At 73.2% G+C, this 17,569-nt stretch carries 14 protein-coding genes; 8 read left to right on the forward strand and 6 right to left on the reverse strand.

The window, feature by feature from the left end; all coding sequences use genetic code 11:
- Positions 1-19: 19 nt before the first annotated feature.
- The 3 genes from ACH414_RS15520 to ACH414_RS15530 form a co-directional block, all read right to left on the reverse strand.
- The gene (locus ACH414_RS15520; protein WP_391769301.1) at positions 20-1,858 is read right to left on the reverse strand and encodes a hypothetical protein; all 1,839 of its coding nucleotides are present in this window, start codon (positions 1,856-1,858) and stop codon (positions 20-22) included.
- Positions 1,859-1,980: 122 nt separating this feature from the next.
- Positions 1,981-3,627 (reverse strand): ABC-F family ATP-binding cassette domain-containing protein, encoded by a 1,647-nt coding sequence (locus ACH414_RS15525; protein ID WP_398942254.1) that lies wholly within the window; start codon positions 3,625-3,627, stop codon positions 1,981-1,983.
- 262 nt (positions 3,628-3,889) lie between these two features.
- Positions 3,890-5,395, reverse strand: a complete 1,506-nt coding sequence (locus tag ACH414_RS15530; RefSeq protein WP_382532795.1) for a class I adenylate-forming enzyme family protein — start codon at positions 5,393-5,395, stop codon at positions 3,890-3,892.
- A gap of 134 nt (positions 5,396-5,529) precedes the next feature.
- On the opposite strand from ACH414_RS15530, the gene ACH414_RS15535 reads away from it, so the two are divergent.
- The 4 genes from ACH414_RS15535 (at position 5,530) to ACH414_RS15550 (ending at position 9,675) form a co-directional block, all read left to right on the forward strand.
- Entirely contained in the window at positions 5,530-6,732 is a 1,203-nt protein-coding gene (locus ACH414_RS15535) for an amidohydrolase family protein (protein WP_382532793.1), read from the forward strand.
- On the forward strand, positions 6,732-7,865 hold the full coding sequence (locus ACH414_RS15540) for an acyl-CoA dehydrogenase family protein (RefSeq protein WP_382532791.1): 1,134 nt from the start codon (positions 6,732-6,734) through the stop codon (positions 7,863-7,865). Before ACH414_RS15535 ends, ACH414_RS15540 begins: the two co-directional genes overlap by 1 nt.
- A 7-nt stretch (positions 7,866-7,872) precedes the next feature.
- The gene (locus tag ACH414_RS15545) at positions 7,873-8,760 is read left to right on the forward strand and encodes an acyl-CoA dehydrogenase family protein (RefSeq protein WP_386565398.1); all 888 of its coding nucleotides are present in this window, start codon (positions 7,873-7,875) and stop codon (positions 8,758-8,760) included.
- Positions 8,761-9,240: 480 nt separating this feature from the next.
- A complete protein-coding gene (locus tag ACH414_RS15550) occupies positions 9,241-9,675 on the forward strand; it encodes an ATP-binding protein (RefSeq protein ID WP_382532787.1) in 435 nt (144 codons plus the stop codon).
- A gap of 165 nt (positions 9,676-9,840) precedes the next feature.
- On the opposite strand, the gene ACH414_RS15555 is transcribed toward ACH414_RS15550, so the two are convergent.
- Positions 9,841-10,779 carry a cyclase family protein gene (locus ACH414_RS15555; RefSeq protein WP_382532785.1) on the reverse strand — a complete coding sequence of 313 codons (939 nt, stop codon included), beginning with the start codon at positions 10,777-10,779 and terminating at the stop codon, positions 9,841-9,843.
- A 100-nt stretch (positions 10,780-10,879) separates the two neighbouring features.
- Here ACH414_RS15555 and ACH414_RS15560 point away from each other — a divergent pair, with 100 nt between their 5' ends.
- Positions 10,880-11,806 carry an SDR family oxidoreductase gene (locus tag ACH414_RS15560; RefSeq protein WP_398942118.1) on the forward strand — a complete coding sequence of 309 codons (927 nt, stop codon included), beginning with the start codon at positions 10,880-10,882 and terminating at the stop codon, positions 11,804-11,806.
- 2 nt (positions 11,807-11,808) lie between these two features.
- Complete coding sequence (locus ACH414_RS15565) at positions 11,809-12,864, forward strand: Zn-dependent alcohol dehydrogenase (RefSeq protein WP_382532781.1); 1,056 nt, start codon at positions 11,809-11,811, stop codon at positions 12,862-12,864.
- A gap of 339 nt (positions 12,865-13,203) precedes the next feature.
- On the opposite strand, the gene ACH414_RS15570 is transcribed toward ACH414_RS15565, so the two are convergent.
- Positions 13,204-14,181, reverse strand: a complete 978-nt coding sequence (locus ACH414_RS15570) for a GlxA family transcriptional regulator (protein WP_382532779.1) — start codon at positions 14,179-14,181, stop codon at positions 13,204-13,206.
- A gap of 65 nt (positions 14,182-14,246) precedes the next feature.
- Here ACH414_RS15570 and ACH414_RS15575 point away from each other — a divergent pair, with 65 nt between their 5' ends.
- Both ACH414_RS15575 and ACH414_RS15580 read left to right on the forward strand, forming a co-directional pair.
- On the forward strand, positions 14,247-15,500 hold the full coding sequence (locus tag ACH414_RS15575; RefSeq protein ID WP_398942256.1) for an MFS transporter: 1,254 nt from the start codon (positions 14,247-14,249) through the stop codon (positions 15,498-15,500).
- An 89-nt stretch (positions 15,501-15,589) separates the two neighbouring features.
- The gene (locus ACH414_RS15580) at positions 15,590-16,918 is read left to right on the forward strand and encodes an MFS transporter (protein ID WP_398942120.1); all 1,329 of its coding nucleotides are present in this window, start codon (positions 15,590-15,592) and stop codon (positions 16,916-16,918) included.
- Here ACH414_RS15580 and ACH414_RS15585 read toward each other — a convergent pair.
- The gene (locus ACH414_RS15585) at positions 16,908-17,492 is read right to left on the reverse strand and encodes a flavin reductase family protein (RefSeq protein WP_398942258.1); all 585 of its coding nucleotides are present in this window, start codon (positions 17,490-17,492) and stop codon (positions 16,908-16,910) included. The genes ACH414_RS15580 and ACH414_RS15585 overlap by 11 nt on opposite strands.
- Positions 17,493-17,569 lie beyond the last annotated feature (77 nt).

Here is a 17,569-nt window from a genome sequence, read left to right on the forward strand (position 1 = left end):
CGGCCGGGCCCGCACCCGCTCAGCTGGTCTTGCGGTTCGTCAGGTGCGGGCCGATGTAGCCGACGATCACCCGGCCGGTGCCGCCCCGGCTGTCGTCGTGGAAGTAGACGCGCGGCGAGATGGAGCCCTTCGAGCCGAGCTTGAGGTGCGCCAGCATCTGCATCCGGCCGCCGGGCGCCAGCTCCGCGGGCACCGGGAAGATTCGCTCGTCGCCCCAGGTGGTCCGGGTGGCCTCCGTCTCGCCCATCGCGATCTGCTTCACGGGGAAGATCCGGGCGCCCGCCACCGGCACGTCCTTGCAGAACTGGAAGTAGCCGCCGCTGAACAGGCCTTCCTTCTGCGCCGCCGCGTACGAGTCGAGGGACCGCAGCGCCTGCCAGGCCTTCGCCGCCCAGGTGCGGGCGAGGACCTGGTCGTCGAGGCCGATCGCGAGTGAGCGCTCGGCCGTCACCAGCACGTGGTCGAGCTCGCCCAGCCGTTCCCACAGCTCCTCGAAGGAGCTCGGCTGGGCGGCGGCCGGTTCGAGGATCACGGTGTCCTCGTGGCGCCCCTGCGCGTGCAGCCGCTGCCTCAGCAGCCGCGTCTCGCTCTGGGCGCGCTCCACGTCCTCCAGGGCCAGGAGGTGGTCCTCCATCTCCTGCTGGTAGCGCGCGGTGACCTGGTGGAGCTGCTGCTGCAGCGCCTGGATCGTGCGCTCGGCGAGCAACTCGCGCCGGGCGGCCTCGGACAGGTCCTGGTCGCCTTCCGCGAGCAGCTGGGTCAGGATCGCGTTCTCCTCCTTGAGGGAGGCGAGTTCGTCCAGGGCGACGTGCGGGGCCTGGACATGGGCACGGGCCGCGTCCTGGGCGGCCCGCCGCTCGTCCTGCTTGCGCTGGTGCTCGTCGGGGAAGACGAGGGTGCGCAGCCGCGCGGGCGCCTGCCGTTCGAGGGCGTGCCGGTGCACCCCGCGGGAGACCAGCCGGAAGGCCTGGTCCCGGGGGTCGCTGATGCGCGTGCCGCTGAGCAGGCGGTGCCGGGGCGCGTCGGCGCTCCAGGCGGGGTCGACCTCGGGCAGATAGGTGCGTACGGCTCCGGGGGCGATCCGGTGGTGCTCCCCGACGGCCTCGCGGAAGGCGCCGACGGCGTCCGCGTCGCACAGCAGGTAGAGGGAGGCGTCGCCCGAGCACTTCGGCATCAGCTGCCGGAGCCGGCGCGACCAGGTGTCGTCGGCGTGCAGGGGGCGGGCCGCGACGACGGCGGGCAGCCGCCGGTCGGGGTCGCACAGCACGTGGACGAGCTCGTCGACGCCCGCGGCGGAGACGGCCTGGGCGTGCACGGTGAGCCGGGCGCGGCCGTCGCGCGGGCGGAGCGCGTCGACGAGCTGCTCGACGAGCGCGGGCCGGCCGGGGTTGAGGGCCGTGACCCCGTTGTCGAAGCACTCCAGCGTCACCGCGGCGGACTGGGGTTCGGCCCCGGCGGGCGTCACGGCGGTCACGGTCACCCGCCAGGTCGCCTCCTCGTTGTCCTCCCGCAGCTGGATCCGCAGCGCGTGCTCGGTCCCGTTCGGGTGGTAGAGGGCCTGCGACATGAGGACGGTGCGCTCGTCGAGGCGGTGGGTGCCGGTCTCCAGCGGCGCCTGGTCGAACCTCTTCTTGTCCGCGAGCCAGCAGGCGGTGACCCGGCGGACCTCCGGGATGATGCCGGTGCCGCCCGGGACGCCGGGGACGTCCAGGACGGAGCGGTAGACGAGCGGCGACGCCGTGCGGGAGGCGTCGGCGGCGCGGGCGGGCTGGCGCGGGACGGCTGCCGCGGGGGCCCGGCCGCGCGGCGCGCGGCCGGCCGTCCCGGAGCGGGGTAAGGCCAGGTCCTCGGTCGTCATCGACCCTCCACAGCACGTGCTTCACGGTGCAGGACATCCTGCCGAAAGGAGCGCGGTACGGGAGGAGTTCGGCGAATTCCGAGGAATCCGGAGGGAGCCTTGGGCGTGGTCCGGGGCCCGCCTCACCCCAGCGGCGCCCCCGTCTCCGTCAGCCTCCCGTCCGCGAGCCGCAGCCGGCGCTCCACGCCGATCTCGCGGAGGAAGCGCTCGTCGTGGCTGATGACGACGAAGGCCCCCCGGTAGGCGTTCAGGGCGCTCTCCAGCTGGCCCGTGCTGACGAGGTCGAGGTTGTTCGTCGGCTCGTCCAGGAGCAGCAGGTGCGGGGCCGGGTCCGCGTACAGGACGCAGGCCAGGGTGGCCCGCAGGCGCTCGCCGCCGGACAGGGCGCCCACCGGCAGGTGGGCGCCCGCGCCGCGGAAGAGGAAGCGGGCGAGCAGGTTCATCCGCTCGGCCTCCGGGCGCCGGGGCGCGAAGTCGGCGAAGTTCTCGGCGACCGTGCGCTCCAGGTCCAGCAGGTCGAGGCGCTGGGAGAGGTGGGCGATCCGCCCCTCGGCGCGCCGGAGTTCGCCGCCGTCGGGGACGAGGTCGCCGTTGAGGAGGCGCAGCAGGGTGCTCTTGCCCGCGCCGTTCGGGCCGGTCAGCGCGATGCGTTCGGGGCCGCGGACGGTCAGGTCGACGCCCGGCTCCGCGAACAGGGGCCGGTCGCCGAGCCGGATCCGCAGCCCCTCGCCGAGGAAGAGGGTGCGCCCGGCGGGCACGTCGGTGTCGGGCAGGTCGAGCGTGAGGCGCTGCTCGTCGCGGACCGCGCGTCCGGCCTCGTCGAGGCGGGCCTGGGCGTCGCCGACGCGGGTGGCGTGGGTCTGCCCGGCCCGGCCGGCCGACTCCTGCGCGGAGCGCTTCAGGCCGCCGGCGACGATCCGCGGCAGGCCGGCGTTCTTGAGGTTGCGGGCGGCGTTGCTCTGCCGGCGCTCCGCGCGCTCCCTGGCCTGCTGCATCTCCCGCTTCTCGCGCTTCAGCTCCTGCTCGGCGCTGCGCACGTTCTTCTCGGCGACCTCGCGCTCGGCCCGTACGGCTTGTTCGTACGCGGTGAAGTCGCCTCCGTAGAAGCGCAGTTCGCCGCGGTCGAGCTCGGCGATGCGCTCCATGCGGTCGAGCAGGGCGCGGTCGTGGCTGACCAGGAGGAGACAGCCGGTGAAGTCGTCCAGGGCGGAGTACAGCGCCTGGCGGGCGTCCAGGTCGAGGTTGTTGGTGGGCTCGTCGAGCAGGAGCACGTCGGGGCGCTTCAGGAGCTGCCCGGCGAGCCCGAGGGAGACGATCTGCCCGCCGCTGAGCGTGCCCAGCCGGCGGTCGAGGGTGAGGTCGCCGAGGCCGAGGCGGTCGAGCTGGGCGCGGGTGCGCTCCTCGATGTCCCAGTCGTCGCCGATGGTCGTGAAGTGCTCCTCGGCGACGTCGCCCGACTCGACGGCGTCGAGGGCGCGGATCACGTCGGCGACGCCGAGCACCTCGGCGACCGTGAGGCCGCCGGAGGTGCCGTCGCCCAGCGGCAGGCTCTGCGGGAGGTAGCCGAGGGTGCCGTCCACCGACACGGCACCGGCGCGGGGGCGCAGCACGCCGGCGACGAGCCGCAGCAGCGTGGACTTGCCGGCGCCGTTGGGCGCCACCAGGCCCGTACGGCCCGGGCCGACGGTGAAGGACAGGTCCTCGAAGACGGGGGTGTCGTCCGGCCAGGAGAAGGACAGGTGGGAGCAGACGACGGCAGCGGAGGGCATGGACATGGAGGCGACCTCGTACGAGAAGGAGGGCAGGCGGAGATCACTGCCCGGGCGGCAACAGGGGAGACGGGAAAGAGGGGACGACTGAGAGGGCCACCCCGGCGACGCTCCTACGCGCCTGCCGGTGGCCGCTCACCACCGGGAATCACCCGGAGATGTCGTCGTCGCCCGCCATGTCTGCTGCCGCTCCTCGATCCGCCGGCGTCCGAGGCGCCGGTCCTCCTCCACGCTAACAGGACCGTCCGATTCCGGCACGGAATTACGCGAAGCGCTCCCGGAGCTTGTACTTGAGCACCTTGCGCAGGGTGTCGTTCCTCGGCAGCGCGTCGACCAGCTCCAGTTGCTCCGGCAGCTTGAAGACCGACAGGCCCGCCTCCCGCAGGAAGGCCGTGACGGTCTCCAGGGTCAGCGGTTCGGCGCCCTCGGGCTGTTCGACGACGGCGCACACGCGCTCGCCGCGCTCGGCGTCGGGCAGGCCGATGACGGCCGCGTCGCCGACACCGGGGTGTTCGTGCAGGAGGTCCTCTATCTCCTTGGCCGAGATGTTCTCGCCCTTGCGGATGATGATGTCCTTGATCCGCCCGGTGAGGACCAGGTGGCCGCTGTCCGTGAGGTGTCCCACGTCGCCGGTGATCAGGAAGCCGTCCTCGTCGAAGGCGGCGGCGGTCTGCGCGGGGTCCAGATAGCCGCGGCAGACGGCCTCGCCGCGCAGCCGGACCTCGCCGTCGGCGGTGATCCGTATCTCCATGCCGGCGGGTGGGCGGCCCTCGGTGGTGGCCAGGTTCTCGGCGGTGTCGCCCGGGTCGCCCATGGTGATCATGGGGACTTCGGTCATGCCGTAGCCGTGGGTGAGCTGGACGCCCATCTCCCGGACGACCGCGTGGTAGATCTCCGGCGGCTTCGGGGCGCCGCCGCCCGCGAGGAGCCGCAGGGTGGGGATGACCGGCTCGCCGGGCTGTTTCCGCTGTTCGGCGAGGAACATCGCGTAGAAGGCGGTGGACCCGCCCGCCACCGTGACGCCGTGCTTGCGGTACTCCTCCAGCGCGTCCGGCAGGGCGAACTGCTCGAACATCACGGCGGGGAATCCGTACAGCAGCAGCATCACCGTGTAGTCGGGCCCGGCGATGTGCGCGTACGGGAAGGCCATCGAGCCGACGTCGGCGTCGCTCAGGTGGAGGGCGTGGGCGAGGCAGGAGCCGCCCGCGATGAGCGAACGGTCGGTGTGCAGGACGCCCTTGGGGTCGGAGGTGGTGCCCGAGGTCCAGTAGATCCAGCGGACCTCGGTGCCGGACGCGGGCGGTGGCGGCAGCAGCGCCGGGTCCCCGTCGGGCAGGTCCTCCGGCTCGTACGCCTCGAAGATCCCGCGCGCGCCGAGCCGGCGGGCCATGGCGGTGTGGTCGAAGCCGCGCCAGACCCCGGGCACGGCGAAGAACTCGGCGCCGGACTCGCGCAGCGCGAAGCCGACCTCCTTGTCCCGGTAGAACGGGATGACCGGGCTCTGTACGGCGCCGACGCGGGCGAGCGCGAAGGTGAGCACCGCCGTCTCGATCCGGGTGGGCAGCTGCCAGGCGACGACCGTGCCGGGGCGCACGCCCCTGGCGTACAGCCCCGCGGCGCAGCGCTCGGCCCGGTCGCGCAGCTCGCCGAAGGTGAGGACCCGGTCGCCCTGGAGCAGTACGGGCCGGTCGGGGGTGAGGGCGGCCCGGCGTTCGACGAGCTCCCAGAGCGTGCGGGACTCGCCCAGGGCGTGTGCGGTCTCGTTCATCCCGTACTCCTCGCGACTGACGTTCCGTCAGATATGGCGGTGAGCGTAGAGGTCCGGCGCTTGTCGGTCCAGGGGTGCGGGGCTAGCCTGACTCCATCGGATCTGACGGGTCATCAGAAATGGGAGAGGGCTCCATGACGGAACTGCCCCGCATCATCAGCGTCGACGACCACGTGATCGAGCCCGCGCACCTCTTCGAGACCTGGCTGCCGGCCAAGTACCGGGACCGGGGGCCCAAGCCCCTGACCGCCGGCATCGGGGAGCTCGCGTACGTCGGCGGGAAGTACCAGATCACGATGGACCCCGACGGGCCGCCCACCGACTGGTGGATCTACGAGGACCTCAAGTTCCCGTACAAGCGCAACATCGCCGCCGTCGGCTTCGACCGCGACGACATGACCCTGGAGGGCATCACCCGCGCGGAGATGCGCCGCGGCTGCTGGGACCCGGCGGAGCGGCTGCGGGACATGGACCTCAACCACGTCGAGGCCTCCCTGTGCTTCCCCACCTTCCCCCGCTTCTGCGGGCAGACCTTCGCCGAGGCGCACGACAAGGAGGTCGCCCTCGCCTGCGTCCGCGCCTACAACGACTGGATGGTCGAGGAGTGGTGCGGCGACAGCGGCGGCCGGCTCATCCCGCTGTGCATCATCCCGCTCTGGGACATCGACCTCGCCGTCGCGGAGATCCGGCGCAACGCGGCCCGCGGCGTCAGGGCCGTCACCTTCTCCGAGATCCCCACCCACCTCGGACTGCCGTCCATCCACTCCGGCTACTGGGACCCCTTCTTCGCCGTCTGCCAGGAGACCGGGACGGTGGTGAACATGCACATCGGCTCCAGCAGCCAGATGCCGGCCGCCTCCCCGGACGCCCCGCCCGCCGTCCAGGCCTCGCTCTCCTTCAACAACGCCATGGCGTCGATGATGGACTTCCTCTTCAGCGGCGTACTGGTGAGGTTCCCCCGCCTGAAGCTGGCCTACAGCGAGGGCCAGATGGGCTGGATCCCGTACGCCCTGGAGCGCGCCGACGACGTGTGGGAGGAACACCGCGCCTGGGGCGGGGTGCGCGACCTGATCCCCGAGCCCCCGTCCTCGTACTACTACCGGCAGATCTTCTGCTGCTTCTTCCGCGACAAGCACGGCATCGCCTCGCTCGACGTCGTCGGCCGCGACAACGCCACCTTCGAGACCGACTACCCGCACGTCGACTCGACCTTCCCGCACACCAAGGAGGTCGCCCTCGACCATGTGAAGGGCCTCGACGACGAGACCGTCTACAAGCTGATGCGCGGCAACGCCATCCGCATGCTGGGCCTCGACCTCGACCGGGGCCGGGTCTGATGGACCTCGCGTACACGGCCGAGGAGGAGGAGTTCCGGGCCCGGCTGCGGGACTGGCTCGGCACCGTCCTGCCCAAGCTGCCGCCCCGGCCCGACCCGCTCGACTGGCCCGGGCGGCGCGCCTACGACACCGGCTGGCAGCGGCTGCTGTACGACGCCGGCTACGCGGACGTGCACTGGGACGCGTCCCCCACCCAGCGCCTGATCTTCCTGGAGGAGACCGAGCGCGCCGGAGCCCCGTACGTCGGCGCCAACTTCGTCGGACTCCTGCACGCCGGGCCGACCATCGCCGCCGAGGGCACCGCGGAGCAGCGGGCGCGCTGGCTGCCCGGCGTGCTCCGCGGCGACGAGGTGTGGTGCCAGGGCTTCAGCGAGCCGGACGCCGGATCCGACCTGGCGTCCCTGCGGACCCGGGCGGTCCGGGACGGCGACGCGTACGTCGTGACGGGATCGAAGATCTGGACCTCGCACGCCGAGGTCGCCGACTGGTGCGAACTCCTGGTCCGCACCGACCCGGACGCGCCGAAGCACCGGGGCATCACCTGGCTCGCCCTGCCCATGGACGCCCCCGGCATCACCGTACGGCCGCTGCGGACGCTGGCCGGCTCGACCGAGTTCGCGGAGATGTTCCTCGACGAGGTGCGGGTGCCGGTCGCCAACCGGGTCGGCGCGGAGAACGACGGCTGGCGGGTCACCATGGTGACCCTCTCCTTCGAACGCGGCACCGCCTTCGTCGGCGAGGTCGTCGCCTGCCGCCGCACCCTCGGCGAACTGGCCCGCACGGCCCGGGAGAACGGCTCCTGGGACGACCCGGTGGTCCGGCGCCGGCTCGGCAGGCTGGCCGCCGAGTTCGGGGCGCTGTGGCGGCTCACCCAGTGGAACGTCAGCGAGGCGCAGGCGACCGGCGGGGTGCCGGGGGTCGGCGGCTCGGTGTTCAAGCTCCGGTACTCGCACGCCCGGCAGGAGCTGTACGACCTGGCGGCGGACGTGCTCGGCCCGGACGCGCTGGACCTCGCGCGGGAGTGGAACACGGACCGGCTGTCCTCGCTGTCGTACACCATCGCCGCGGGCACCTCGCAGATCCAGCGGAACATCGTCGCCGAGCGCATCCTCGGCCTGCCGAAGGGACGGTGACCCAGCCATGGACTTCCGGCTCACCGAGGACCAGAAGGCGCTGCGGGCCGGCGTGCGGGAGCTGCTCGCCCGGCGCTTCGACCGCGAGGCGCTGCGGGCCGCGGTCGACGCGGGCGGGGCGCTCGACCGCGCGCTGTGGCGGGAGCTCGGCGCGGCGGGCTTCTTCGCCCTGCGGCTGCCCGAGGAGGCCGGCGGCGTCGGCCTCGGGCTCCCCGAGGCCGTGCTGCTCTTCGAGGAGGCGGGACGGGCGCTGCTGCCGGGGCCGCTGATCGCGACCCACCTGGCGGCCGGGGAGGTGCCGGGGGCGGCGGACGGATCGGTGGTGGTCACCGCCGTCGACGGCGCGCTCGTCGAGTGGCTCGACGCGGCGGACGTGGTGCTCGGCGAGGCCGGTGGGGCCGTGCCCGTGCGGTCCGTGGACCCGCTGACCCCGCTGCACAGGGTGGCGTCGGCTGCGGGCGCGGCGGTGCCGGCGCCGACCGCGCGGGAGGCGTCCGTGGCGGATCTGCTCACCGCCGCCGAGCAGCTCGGCAGCGCCGCCGCGACCACGGACATGGCCGTCGCGTACGCCAAGGACCGGACCCAGTTCGGTCAGGCGATCGGCGGGTTCCAGGCGGTCAAGCACCTGTGCGCCGGGATGCTCGTGCGGACCGAGCTGGCGCGGGCGGCCGTGTACGCGGCGGCCGTCACCGGTGACCCCGTCGAGATCGCCGGGGCCAGGCTGCTCGCCGACGAGGCGGCGGTGCGCGGCGCCCGGGACTGCCTCCAGGTGCACGGCGGCATGGGCTTCACCTGGGAGGCCGATGTGCACCTGCACCTCAAGCGGGCCTGGGTGCGGGCCGAGCGGGGACTGTCGGGCGCGGCGGCGGAGGAGGCGGTGGCGGCCGCGCTGTGAGCAGGGAGGGGGGCGGAGGGCGGACAGGGAGCGGGCAGGGGGCGGACGGGGAGCGGACAGCGGGGCCTGGCACGGGGGCTTGGCGGATGGCGGCAGGGCATGGGCGGTGGGTAGCCGGGGCGTCACGGAGCGTCGATACCGTGTTGTGTCCTTCGGCGGGGTCGTCACGGGCCGGAGTCGGCCTCCGGCTCCGGTACGCTCCGTGGGATGCGAGTGCATGTGGACCCGGATCGCGCCGGTGCCGCCCCCGCGGCGGCTCCGTGGTCGGGAATGCCCGCCGCTCGCGCCCCCCGGCGGCCTTGTGCGCGCCTCTGTTCGACTCCCAGCGACGTGCGTCGCACAGTATGGACCATGCGTACTCCTTCGCGCTGGAATATGCCCGAAGCGCTTGTTGCGGTGACTGTACGTCAACCATGCTGTCCCACAAGGGAATCACGTTCCGTTAGGTCGTCGAGGACGCCGGTTCGGATGGTGTGAACGGTGCAGGTGCTTCAGGTTCAGTTGGAGGTCGGACCGGATCCGGCCGAGGTGGGGCGGGCCCGGCGATGGGCGCGCTCGCGGCTGGCCGGGTCCGGGATAGGGGACGACGAGCCGCTGGCGGACACGCTGGTGCTGCTCATCTCCGAGCTCGTGACCAACGCGGTGGTCCACACGGGCTGCCCGGCCGTGCTGCGGATGCTGTTCGGCGGGGGCGGGGTGCGGGTCGAGGTCGCCGACACGAGCGACCGCCCGCCGGCGCCGCGGCACGCGGAGGGCGACGACACCAACGGGCGCGGCCTGGAGCTGGTGGACGGCCTGGCCGACCGGTGGGGCTGGCAGCGCGAGGGCGCCGGCAAGAGCATCTGGTGCGAGGTGGACCGGGCACCCGGCGTCGGGCCGGCCGCGCAGGTCTCACCCTCCCGGGTGCACTGTTGACGGTTCATGGTGAATTGATCACTCTTGGGTGAGCGATTCGTACGGCGAGGGGAGCCGAGGGGCGTGCCCCTCGGCGAGCGCGGGTCGTGACGGGTGGCGGCGGCCGTGCCGTGCTCGGGGCGCGCGCGAGCGCGCCGCCACCCGGGGTCTTCCTCCGTGCCCTGGTCAGAGAACGGCCACCGGTGCCACCGGCGTGCCCGTCCCGCCGACGAAGGGCTCGGGCATCGCGGAGAGCAGGAAGGCGTAGCGGCGCGCTTCTGCACAGGCTGTGGACAACTCCTCCAGATTCCAGTTCTGCCCCTGGAGCATCCCCATCTCGACCAGGTCGAGGGCGTGCACGGGCAGCCACAGGTTCTCGATCTCCGGCGGGAAGATCTCGAAGGTGAGCGTGTCGTTGGCGACCGCGGCCACGTCCCGGGCGTGGAACCACTCGGGGGTGCGGACGGACAGGCCGGGGGAGGGGAACGCGTACCCGTGCTTGTCCCCGGCCAGATAGGCCTGGATCTGCCCGGTCCGTACGAGCACGATGTCGCCGGAGCGTACGGTGACCCCGCCGAAATCCGCCGCCTCGTCGAGGTCTTCGGGGGTGACGGCGTGGTCCCCGGGCAGCCGGTCGACGCCCTTGGCGGCGGCCACGTCGAGCAGCACCCCGCGGCTCACCAGGTGGCGGGCGGTGTGGATGCCGCTGAACTGCGAGCGGCCGTGCGGGGTGATGGTGTCGGCGGGGCGTCCGTTGTAGATCCGCCCCGAGTGCGAGACGTGGGTGAGCGCGTCCCAGTGGGTGCCCGCCTGGAGTCCGAGGGTCACGGCGTCGTCGCTGGTGGCGACGGTGCCGGGGCCGAAGAGCTCCTGGTTGACCTGGACCATGACGTGCAGCGGGTTGACCCGGCCGGGGATCATGCCGGTCTGCACGCCGTCCTGTTCGAGGGCGACGGCGAGCGGGACGCGGCGGCCGGTGCGGACGGTGGCGGCGGCCTCGCGGACGACCTCGTCGGTGATCAGGTTCAGCGTGCCGATCTCGTCGTCCCGGCCCCAACGGCCCCAGTTGTTGACGCGTTTGGACAGCTCGTGGAATGCGGGCGGGAGTGCGCTGGGGGAAGACATCGGGCCTCCGGGGTCTTGTTTTCCGGTATCTGACGGGCCGTAGAATCCTGCCGACGAACGAATCTAACGGACCGTCAGAAAATGCGGGAAGGGGCCGGGCATGGGGAACTTCTTGGCAGGAAAGGTCGTCGCCGTGACGGGCGCCGGGCGGGGGATCGGCCGCGCGGTCGCCCTCGCCTGCGCGGCGGAGGGCGCGAAGGTCGTCGTCAACGACTACGGGGTCTCCATCGAGGGCGGCGAGCCCACCAGCGAGATCGCCGAGTCCGTCGTCAAGGAGATCGAGGCGGCCGGCGGGGCCGCCGTCGCCGTCGCCGACGACATCTCGACGATGGCGGGCGGACAGCGGATCGTCGACGTGGCGCTCGCCGAGTACGGGCGGATCGACGGCGTGGTGTGCGTGGCCGGCATCCTGCGCGAGCGGATGCTCTTCAACATGTCCGAGGAGGAGTGGGACCCCGTCGTCGCCACCCACCTCAAGGGCACCTTCACCGTCTTCCGGGCCGCCTCCGCCGTCATGCGCCGCCAGGGCGCGGGCACCCTCATCGGCTTCACCAGCGGCAACCACCAGGGCTCGGTCGCACAGGCCAACTACGCGGCGGCCAAGGGCGGCATCATCTCCCTCGTCCGCTCGGCGGCCCTCGGCCTGCACAAGTACGGCGTCACGGCGAACGCCGTAGCCCCGGTCGCCCGCACCCGGATGTCGGCCAACGTGCCGATGGAGCTCAAGGAGATCGGCGAGCCGGAGGACGTGGCCGCGCTCGTGGTCTATCTGCTCTCCGACCGGGCCAGGGCCGAGAAGATCACCGGCCAGGTGTACACGATCGCCGGACCCAAGATCGCCGTCTGGGCCCAGCCCCGGGAGCTGCGGGCCGGTTACGCGGAGGGCGGCGCCTGGACCCCGGAGCGGATCGCCGACTTCCTCCCCGGCACGGTCGGGGTGGACCCGATGCCGATGCTCCAGCAGCTGGAGGAGATGGCTCGGGCCGCTGCCGCCGGGGACCGGCCCAACTCCCGCAAGGAGGGCTGACCATGAGAGGCGTCGTCTTCGACGGGAAGCAGGTCCGGGTCGTCGACGACCTGGAGGTCCGCGCGGCCGGCCCCGGAGAGGTGCTCGTCGCCATCGCCGCGGCCGGACTGTGCCACAGCGACCTCTCGGTCGTCGACGGCACGATCCCCTTTCCGCCGCCCGTCGTCCTCGGCCACGAGGGCGCCGGCGTCGTGGAGGCGGTGGGCCCCGGTGTCACCCATGTCGTCCCGGGCGACCACGTGGCCCTGTCCACCCTCGCCAACTGCGGGGCCTGCGCGGACTGCGACCGCGGGCGCCCGACGATGTGCCGCAAGGCGATCGGCATGCCCGGGCAGCCCTTCTCCCGGGGTGGGCAGCCGCTGTTCCAGTTCGCGTCGAACTCGTCCTTCGCGGAGCGGACCGTCGTCAAGGCCGTCCAGGCCGTGAAGATCCCCGCCGACATCCCGCTGACCTCCGCCGCACTCATGGGCTGCGGGGTCCTCACCGGCGTCGGGGCCGTCCTCAACCGGGCCAGGGTCGACCGCGGCGAGACCGTCGTCGTCATCGGCACCGGCGGGATCGGCCTCAACGTCCTCCAGGGCGCCCGGATCGCGGGGGCGTCGACGATCGTGGCGGTGGACACGAATCCGGCGAAGGAGGCGATGGCGCGGGCGTTCGGCGCGACCCACTTCCTCACCTCGGCCTCGGTCGAGTCGGTACGGGAGATCCTCCCCACCGGCGCGGACCACGTCTTCGAGTGCGTGGGCCACACCGGGCTCGTCCGCACCGCGGTCGACCTGCTCGACCGGCACGGCCAGGCGATCCTGCTCGGCATGACCGCCCCGAAGGCCGAGGCGAGCTTCCTGCCCGCCGCGATGTTCCTCGACAAGTCGATCCTGGGCTGCCGCTACGGCTCCTCCCGCCCCCAGAAGGACATCGCGCTGTACGCGGACCTGTACCGCACGGGCCGGCTCCTGCTCGACGAGCTGGTGACGAGGACGTATCCGGTGGAGGAGTTCGGGAGGGCGGTGGAGGACATGGAGGGCGGGAAGGTGGCGCGGGGGGTACTGACGTTCTGACCCCTCCCGCCCCAACGCCCCACCGTCCTGGGCGCTCACGCCCGCGAATTGTGGCCCCCTGCCCACGCCGTTGTGGGCATTCGTTCCGCTGGGGCGGAACGGGTGGGCACAACGGACGGCGCCCCTTGCCGGGCCTAGGCTTCCGCGCCTGAACCCGCACCACAGGTGCGGCGCAGTCGGGGCGGGGCTTCAGGCACGGGGAGCGGAGGCGCCGCTAAGGGCGCCGTCCCGTGTGCCCACCCGTCCCGCCCTGCGGGACGATTGCCCACACTCCGCGGGGCGGAGGCGGACCGGACGGCGCGGCGGCGCGCACTCCGCGGACGGGGCGGAGGCCCGGGGTCAGGGGGTTGGGGTTGTGGGGCGGAAGGTTCGGCGGTAGGTCGTCGGGGTGACGCCGATCGCCGTCTGGAGGTGCACCCGCAGGGACTGCGCCGTGCCGAAGCCCGAGTCGTGGGCGATCTGGTCGACCGGCAGGTCCGTGGACTCCAGGAGGTGGCGGGCGCGCTCGATCCGCTGCTGGGTGAGCCACTGCCCCGGACTGACCCCCACCTCCTCCCGGAAGCGCCGCGTGAAGGTCCGTACGCTCATCGACTCCCGTGCCGCGAGATCCCGCAACTGGATCGGCTCGTGGAGGTGCGCCAGGGCCCACGCACGGGCCGTGGTCGTCGTCGAGGTGCCCGGTTCGGGGAGCGGGCGCGCGATGTACTGCGCCTGGCCCCCGTCCCGGTGCGGCGGCACGACCGTGCGCCGCGCCACGTCGTTGGCGACGCCCGTCCCGTGGTCCCGCCGCACGATGTGCAGGCACAGGTCGATCCCGGCGGCGACCCCCGCCGAGGTCAGCACGTCGCCGTCGTCGACGAAGAGCACGTCCGCGTCGACCCGCACCCGCGGGAACAACCGCTGGAAGTGTTCGGCGGAGGCCCAGTGGGTGGTGGCGGGCCGTCCGTCGAGGAGCCCGGCGGCGGCCAGGACGTAGCCGCCGGTGCAGATGGAGACCAGCCGCGTCCCGGGCCGGATGTGCGCGAGCGCGGCCGCCAGCTCCGGGGTGAGCCGCCCCTCCTCGTACACCGGACCCAGCTCGTACGAGGCGGGCACGACGACCGTGTCGGCGGTGCCGAGGGCCTCGGGTCCGTGCTCGACGTGGATGGCGAAGTCGGCGTCCGTCGGAACCGGCCCCGCGGCCGGCGCGCAGGTGACGATCTCGTACAGCGGCCGCCCGTCGGGGTCCTTCGCGCGGCCGAATATGCGGTGCGGGATGCCCAGTTCGAACGGGAGCAGCCCGGGCAGGGCGAGGACGGCGACCCGGTGCGGACGCATGATGTTCAACCCTTCTCACCCTCCGAAATACAGTGGTGGTCCAGACCAGTCGCTGGTACGTCTGTGTGCTCGTGACGGACAACACGTACAAGTCTGAGGCCGCCGAGCGGATTCCCGCCCCGGGCGGGCCGCCCGCACTCTGGAACCGTAACTTCCGGCTCTTCTTCGTCGCCCGCGCGGTCGCCGTCTTCGGCGAGGGCATGGTCCCGGTCGCCTTCGCCGCCGGACTCATCGGCGCCGGCCACTCCGGCGCCACCGTCGGCTACGCGCTCGGCCTGTGGACGGCCGCGTTCGCCGTCTTCGTGCTCTTCGGGGGCGTCCTCGCCGACCGCTTCACCGCGCGGCGCATGATGATCCTCGCCGACCTGCTCCGACTGCCGGGCGCCGGGCTCCTCGCGGTCGCCTTCGCGCTCGGCGGCCCGCCGCTGTGGGCGGTGTACGTGCTGTCCGCCGTCAGCGGCGTCGGCGCCGCGCTCTTCCAGCCGGGCGTCGCGTCCACGATCCCCCGCATCGCCCCCGACGTGCAGCGGGCCAACGCGGTGCTCCGGGTCGTCGAGGCCCTCATGACCATGGCGGGACCGGCCGCCGCCGGCCTGCTGGTCGCCCTGTGGAACGCGGGCGCGGCCTTCGCCGTCAACGCCGCGGCCTTCGCCGTCAGCGCCCTCTGCTTCACCCTGATGCGGATCGTCCCGGTCCCCTCCGACACCGTCGAGCGCGGCTCGATGGTCTTCGAACTGGCCCTGGGCTGGCGCGAGTTCCGCTCCCGGAGCTGGCTGTGGGGGGTCATCGCCATCTGGACGGTGTACGGGCTGACGGTCGCGGGACCGATGGTGCCGCTCACCGCGAGCCTGGTGACGGAGCAGCACGGCTCGGCCACGTACGGCGTGCTGATGGCGGTCAACGGAGCGGGCAGCGCCGTCGGCGGCCTCCTGGCGCTCCGGCTGCGCCCGGTCCGCCCGCTGGCGGCCGGGGCGGTCGCCCTGCTCGGCCTGCCGGTGAACCTGGTGCTGCTCGGCACGGACGCGGTGGTGCCGCTGCTGTACGCGGGGCAGTTCGTCGGCGGCGCGGCCTTCGCCTTCTGGCTGGTGATGTGGTCGACGTCGGTCCAGACGCATGTCCCGCAGGACGCGCTGAACCGGATGCACGCGTACGACGTGGCCGGATCGCTGCTGATGATGGGCGTGGGCCGGACGTTGTCGGGCCCGGTGGCGGCGGTGGCCGGCACGGAGGAGGTCCTGCTGGCCGGGGCGGGGATCGCGGTGCTCGTGGTGGCGGCGCTGCTGGTGGTGCGGCCGATCAGGACGCTGGGCCGGGCCTAGGCGCGGCGAGGGGCGGTTGGCCCGATCCGTTGCAAACTCGGCCTTCGGGCCAATGGTGGCCGGGTCGCGGCGGCCGGATTCTGTATGACGTGACCCAGACAACCAACCCTGCCGCGTCCCCCACGGCCCCCGACAGCCCCGACCGCCCCCTCCCCGCCCCCCGCACCCCCCGCATCCACCGCGCGTGGTTCGTCGCGGCCGTCACCTTCGTCACGATCATCGGGGCGGCGGCCTTCGCCTCGCTGCCCGGTCTGCTGATCGAGCCGCTGCACGGCGAGTTCCACTGGTCGCGCGGCACCATCGGCTTCGCGGTCTCCGTGAACCTCGCGCTGTACGGCCTGACGGCGCCGTTCGCCGCGGCGCTGATGGACCGCTTCGGCATCAGGAAGGTGGTGGCGGTGGCCCTGACGGTCATCGCGGCCGGCTCCCTCCTGACCGTCTGGATGACGGCGGCGTGGCAGCTGGTGCTGTTCTGGGGCGTCCTCGTGGGCCTGGGCAGCGGCTCGATGGCGCTCGCGTTCGCGGCGACGGTCACCAACCGCTGGTTCGTGGCGCGGCGCGGCCTGGTCACGGGCATCCTGACCGCGGCCGGCGCCTCCGGGCAGCTGGTCTTCCTGCCGCTGCTGTCCTGGCTGGTCGAGAACCACGGCTGGCGCCCCGCGGCCGTCACGGTCGCCCTGGCCGCGCTCGCCGTCGTGCCGTTCGTCTGGCTGCTGCTGCGCGACCACCCGGCGGACGTGCGCCTGGCGCCGTACGGCGGTGCGTACGCGCCGAAGCCCGCCCCCGTCGCGGGCGCGGCGCGCCGCGCCGTCACGGTCCTCTTCAAGGCGGCCCGCACCGGCCCGTTCTGGCTCCTGGCCGGCACCTTCGCGATCTGCGGCGCCTCGACGAACGGCCTGGTCAAGACCCACTTCGTGCCCGCCGCCCACGACCACGGCATGCCGGTGACGGCCGCGGCCGGGCTGCTCGCGGTCATCGGCGTCTTCGACGTCGTCGGGACGATCGCCTCGGGCTGGTTCACCGACCGCTTCGAGGCCCGCCGCCTCCTCGCCGTCTACTACGCGCTGCGCGGCGTCTCGCTGCTCTTCCTCCCGATGCTGCTGGCCCCGGCCGTACACCCGCCGATGGTCTTCTTCATCGTCTTCTACGGCCTCGACTGGGTCGCCACGGTCCCGCCGACCATCGCCCTGTGCCGCGAGCACTACGGCGAGGACAGCGCCATCGTCTTCGGCTGGGTCCTCGCCTCCCACCAGGTGGGCGCCGCCCTGATCGCCTTCGCCGGCGGCCTCGCCCGCGACGTCTTCGGCTCCTACGACATCGTCTGGTACGCCTCGGGCGCCCTGTGCGCGGCCGCGGCCCTGATGGCCCTGGTCATCCGCAGGACCCGGGTGGCATCCCCCGCCCCCGCTACGCGCTGAACCGGCCGAACCGCCCCCGGTGGAACAGCAGCGGGTCCGCCGTGGTGTCCGTCGCGTCGAGGGACTCCACGCGGCCGACCACGATCAGGTGGTCGCCGCCCGTGTGGACGGTCGTGATCGTGCAGTCGAGCCAGGCCGGGGCGTCCGGGAGGCGGGGGGAGCCGGTGGTCGGGGCCGGGGTCCAGGGGACGCCCGCGAACTTGTCGGCGCCGCTCACCGCGAAGGAGCGGCACAGTTCGCCCTGGTCGGCGCCGAGGATGTTGACGCAGAAGGCGCCCGTCCGGGCGATCCGGGGCCAGGTCGTCGAGGTGCGGGCGACCATGAAGGCGATCAGCGGCGGGTCGAGGGAGAGCGACGCGAAGGACTGGCAGGCGAAGCCCGCGGGGCCGTCCTCGTCCAGGGCCGTCACGATCGTGACCCCGCTCGCGAAGTGGCCCAGCACGCGCCGGAACTCGGCGGGGTCGACCGGCAGCCGCTCGTCGTCGCGCACGGCGCGCAGGGCGGGTCGGGGGAGGGGTTCCACGGCCGTGGGCGCACCGGCCGACCTCAGGTATCGGACGGCGGTGGCCGCCATCCCAGCGTGTCCCATCATGGTGACCAGTGAAGCTGACGGAGCGTCAGATGGGAAGGCTTGCGAGCCTCCTCCGCCGC

Origin of the sequence: Streptomyces sp. NPDC020422 (genome assembly GCF_044386705.1) — a bacterium.
Taxonomy (GTDB): Bacteria; Actinomycetota; Actinomycetes; order Streptomycetales; family Streptomycetaceae; genus Streptomyces.